The 4,104-nt window shown below is 59.6% G+C and carries 3 protein-coding genes; 2 read left to right on the forward strand and 1 reads right to left on the reverse strand.

Features of this window, described 5'->3' with window-relative positions; genetic code table 11:
* Positions 1–184, reverse strand: a 184-nt coding sequence (locus tag EBBID32_RS25005; RefSeq protein WP_231382235.1) for a hypothetical protein, incomplete at its 3' end; no start/stop codon positions are given.
* On the opposite strand from EBBID32_RS25005, the gene EBBID32_RS17130 reads away from it, so the two are divergent.
* Both EBBID32_RS17130 and EBBID32_RS17135 read left to right on the forward strand, forming a co-directional pair.
* Positions 123–3,032 carry a Tn3 family transposase gene (locus EBBID32_RS17130; RefSeq protein ID WP_006961814.1) on the forward strand — a complete coding sequence of 970 codons (2,910 nt, stop codon included), beginning with the start codon at positions 123–125 and terminating at the stop codon, positions 3,030–3,032. The two genes, EBBID32_RS25005 and EBBID32_RS17130, sit on opposite strands and share 62 nt — an antisense overlap.
* A 142-nt stretch (positions 3,033–3,174) precedes the next feature.
* Positions 3,175–4,041, forward strand: coding sequence for a recombinase family protein (locus EBBID32_RS17135; protein ID WP_006961816.1), 867 nt, complete (start codon positions 3,175–3,177; stop codon positions 4,039–4,041).
* Positions 4,042–4,104: the final 63 nt, after the last annotated feature.

A 4,104-nucleotide genomic window follows, 5' to 3' on the forward strand; every position in this document is an offset into this window, starting at 1 on the left:
GGCCCAGTCGGCCCGAAGCTGCGATTTTGGTCATCTTGGAGAACACGTCGGGAACGGGCTGGTTGTTGTTGACGATCGCCCATGCGAGGAACGACGTTCCGCTCCGATAAGGGAGCGGCGTTATGAGCCTTGGCGTTTCGAGTGGGGATCTGATCGGCTCCTGGAGCCTGAGTTTTTCGGACATCGCGTTCGTGACCGGCAAAGCGGAGACGGCACGACTGGGATTGGCGGTTCAGCTTAGATTTTTCGCCGGGCATGGCTTCTTTGTGCCGGATCATGCGTCGATACCCTCCGACGGTGTCTTGTATCTGGCGGAGCAACTTGGTCTCGATGCCAAATCCGTGAACCACTATGATTTTTCCGGGCGCACCGCCCGCCGGCATTGCGCGGAGATTTTGCGGCATCTCGGGTTCCGCCGTATGACGCAGACGGATCGCAGGGCGTTGTCGAGGTGGATTTCCGACGATCTTTGTGCGGGCGGGCAGCCGATCAATGCCATGCTCGAGCATGTTTTCCTGTGGTGCCGCGACCGCCGTATCTATGGGCCGTCGCGCAAGGAGCTGGAACGCCTCGTCCGTTCGCAACGACACCTCTATCTGGAGGCCCTGTTGGCCCGAGTCCGCGATCGGCTTGCGCCGGATGCGGTCGCCTTGCTGGAAGCCTCGCTCGCCGATCCCGATGGCCCGACCGGCTTCAACACGATGAAGGGGGATGCAGGTCAGGCGACGCTCGAAAACATTCTTGGCGTGACCGCCAAACTCGCCTTTATCCAACGGCTTGCTCTTCCCCGAGATTTCCTATCGGTCACGGGCAAGGCATGGGTCGATCAGATCGTTCGCCGGGTTGCCGGCGAGAAAGCCTCGGAGATGCGCCGGCATGTACCGGCGCGCCAGCTCGGGCTCTATGCCGTTTATCTGATGGCGCGGGAAGCTCAGCTTACGGATGCGATGGTCGACCTGCTGATCGAGACGGTCCATAAGATCGGATCGCGCTCGAAACGCAAGGTGGTGGGCGATATCGCGAAAGACATCGAGCGGGTCTATGGCAAGGAGCGACTCCTGGTCGAGATTGCCAGCGCTTCGATCGACGATCCATCCGGGCGCATCTGCGATGTCATTTTCCCAATCGCCGGCAAGGACAAACTGGCGGCGATCATCAAGGAAAGCCAGGCAAAGGGCGCCTTGGATCGGCGGATCTACAAGGTGATGCGGAGGTCATGGGCCAATCATTATCGCCGTATGCTGCCAAGCCTGCTTTCGGCACTGGAGTTCCGGTCGAACAACGCCGTGTGGCGTCCGGTGCTGGCGGCCCTGGACTGGATCAGAAGCAAAGTGGATGATGGATGCCGCTACGTGCCGCCGCACGCAGTGCCGGTCGACGAGGTCATTCCGGCGAGATGGCGCAGTTCCGTCATTGATGAAGAGGGGCGCGTAAACCGGATCAGTTATGAGCTTTGTGTCCTCGCGCAACTGCGCGATCGCATCCGTTCTAAGGAAATCTGGGTTGTCGGGGCGGACCGATACCGCAATCCCGATGACGATCTTCCCAAGGACTTCGATGCGCGGCGAGAAGCATATTACACAGGATTGAACCTGACGGCGGATGCGCGTGCATTTTCAAGCGCCATCCGGGAAGAGCTTGCTCAGGAACTGTTGCTCCTCAATGCCAATATTCCCCGGAACGACAAGGTTCGGCTGCTGTGGCGCGGCGAGAACCGTATATCTCTCACCCCGTTCAAACCCTTGCCCGAACCCAGGGGTCTCGCCTCGATCAAGACCGAGATCGGCCAACGCTGGCCGATGACCGGGCTGCTCGACGTACTGAAGGAGGCTGCCCTTGATACGGGACTTCTCGAAGCGTTCGAAACATCGGCCTCGCGTGTTGCACTGCCGAAAACCGCGCTGGATCAACGTCTCCTGCTATGCCTCTACGGCCTGGGAACGAATGCCGGGCTCAAGCGGATCGCCGGCGCCACCCCCGATGTCAGCTATGAAGAGCTGCTGCATGTCCATCGCCGCTTCGTTCATGCCGCGGCGCTCAAGGAGGCGTGTGCCAGGGTTGCGAATGCGACCCTGGCAATCCGCAATGCTGCAGTCTGGGGGGACGCCGGCACGGCCTGTGCGTCAGATTCCACAAAGTTCGGAGCCTGGGATCGCAACCTGATGACGGAATGGCATGCGCGTTATGGTGGACGGGGCGTCATGATCTACTGGCATGTCGAACGACGCGCGACATGCGTCTATTCCCAGCTCAAGCGCTGCTCTTCCTCCGAGGTCGCCTCCATGATCGAGGGCGTGCTGCGCCATTGCACCGACATGGAAATCCAGCGACAATATGTTGATAGTCATGGCCAAAGCGCGGTTGGCTTTGCATTTTGCCGGCTTCTCGGATTTGAGCTTGCACCCCGCCTGAAAGCGATCGCTCGCCAGAAGCTGGCTCTTCCCGATGTCGGCATGCGAACGCGGCTTCCCCACTTGCAGCCGATCCTCTCCAGTCCGATCAACTGGGATGAGATCGAGCAGCAATATGACGAGATGGTCAAATATGCAGCCGCGATGCAGACAAAAACCGCCGACCCGGAGGCGATCCTGCGCCGGTTTAGCCGCTCCGAGGTGATGCACCCGACCTACAAGGCGTTGAGTGAGCTGGGCCGCGCGGTCAAGACGATCTTCCTGTGCCGGTATCTGCGCGAGGAGTCCTTCCGCCGCGAAATTCATGAAGGCCTGAATGTCGTTGAAAACTGGAACAGTGCCAATGGGTTCGTTTTCTTCGGCAAGGGCGGCGAGATCGCCACTAACCGCATCGATGAGCAGCAGCTCTCGGTCCTGGCGCTACATTTGCTGCAAGCGTCGCTTGTCTATGTGAACACCCGAATGCTTCAGAGCGTGCTGGTGGAACCGAAATGGACGGGCCGGATGACGCCGGATGATTATCGCGGCCTCACACCGCTGATTTACAGCCACGTCAATCCTTATGGCCGCTTCGACCTCGATCTGAATAGCCGGATCGATTTTGGGCGGCTTGCTGCCTGACCGGGGCCTTTCCGCTCGCACCATTTGGGTGCACCCGAACGTGACGATCGGAAGTGACATATACGACATGTCACAAAAGGGTGGTTCCGTCACCAATGTTACTGTACGAGGGCAAAGCCACCCTAATGTGACGGATTTGCCCATGACCCGCGTCGGCTACGCCCGCGTCAGCACCATCGACCAGGATCTCGACATCCAGGTTGCCCGGTTGAAGGCAGCGGGCTGTGAAATCCTCCGCTCCGAAACAGGCTCGGGCGCATCGCGCACTGGACGCACGGAGCTTGAGACGATCATGCAGTTCCTGCGCGCCGATGACGAACTCGTCGTCCTGCGTCTCGATCGGCTCGGTCGCTCCACACGCGATGTTCTCAATCTGGTTCATGAACTCGACCAGAAGGGAGCCTCATTGCGGGTGCTTGAGCCGGAGGTGACGACGGCCGGAAGCATGGGGCGGATGGTGATCACCATTCTGGGCATGGTCGCGGACATGGAACTGACGTTCATCAAGGACCGGCAGCGCGCCGGGATCGAGGCGGCGCGCGCCGAAGGCGTCTACAAAGGCCGGAAGAAAAACATCGATGACGATGAAATCCGACGCCGGATCACCGCCGGCGCGAGCAAGGCCAGCGTCGCGCGCGACCTCAAGATCTCAAGAATGACCGTCTATCGGGCGCTTGACGTCATTCCTTCAAGGATCGGGCTGCCGGAAAAGCCGCCTTCTGTCACCATCGCCCTGCATCTGACCATCGAGAACTTCAACAAGCATGGTCGTGGCAGAAAGCCCGCTCGCGAGCGCATTGAGGCGATGCTGGAGCGGGATTACCAGATGCAAAAGACCGGGAACTGCGATTACACGCTGACCGTCGCCTATGATCAGGGTGCCGATGGCGTCAGCCTCGATGATGAGATCGCATCTCTCCAGACAGAGATGTTCAACATCGCAGAGAGCTACAGGTGCTCGATCGAGACCGATGTTTACGAGATTGGAGGACAAGAGCGAGCCTGGTAGATCGCCATGTTCAATCTTTGTTCTTCAACATGGCCAAAATCGCAGCTTCGGGCCGACTGGGCC

It is taken from the genome of Sphingobium indicum BiD32 (genome assembly GCF_000382885.1).
Taxonomy (GTDB): Bacteria; Pseudomonadota; Alphaproteobacteria; order Sphingomonadales; family Sphingomonadaceae; genus Sphingobium; species Sphingobium japonicum_C.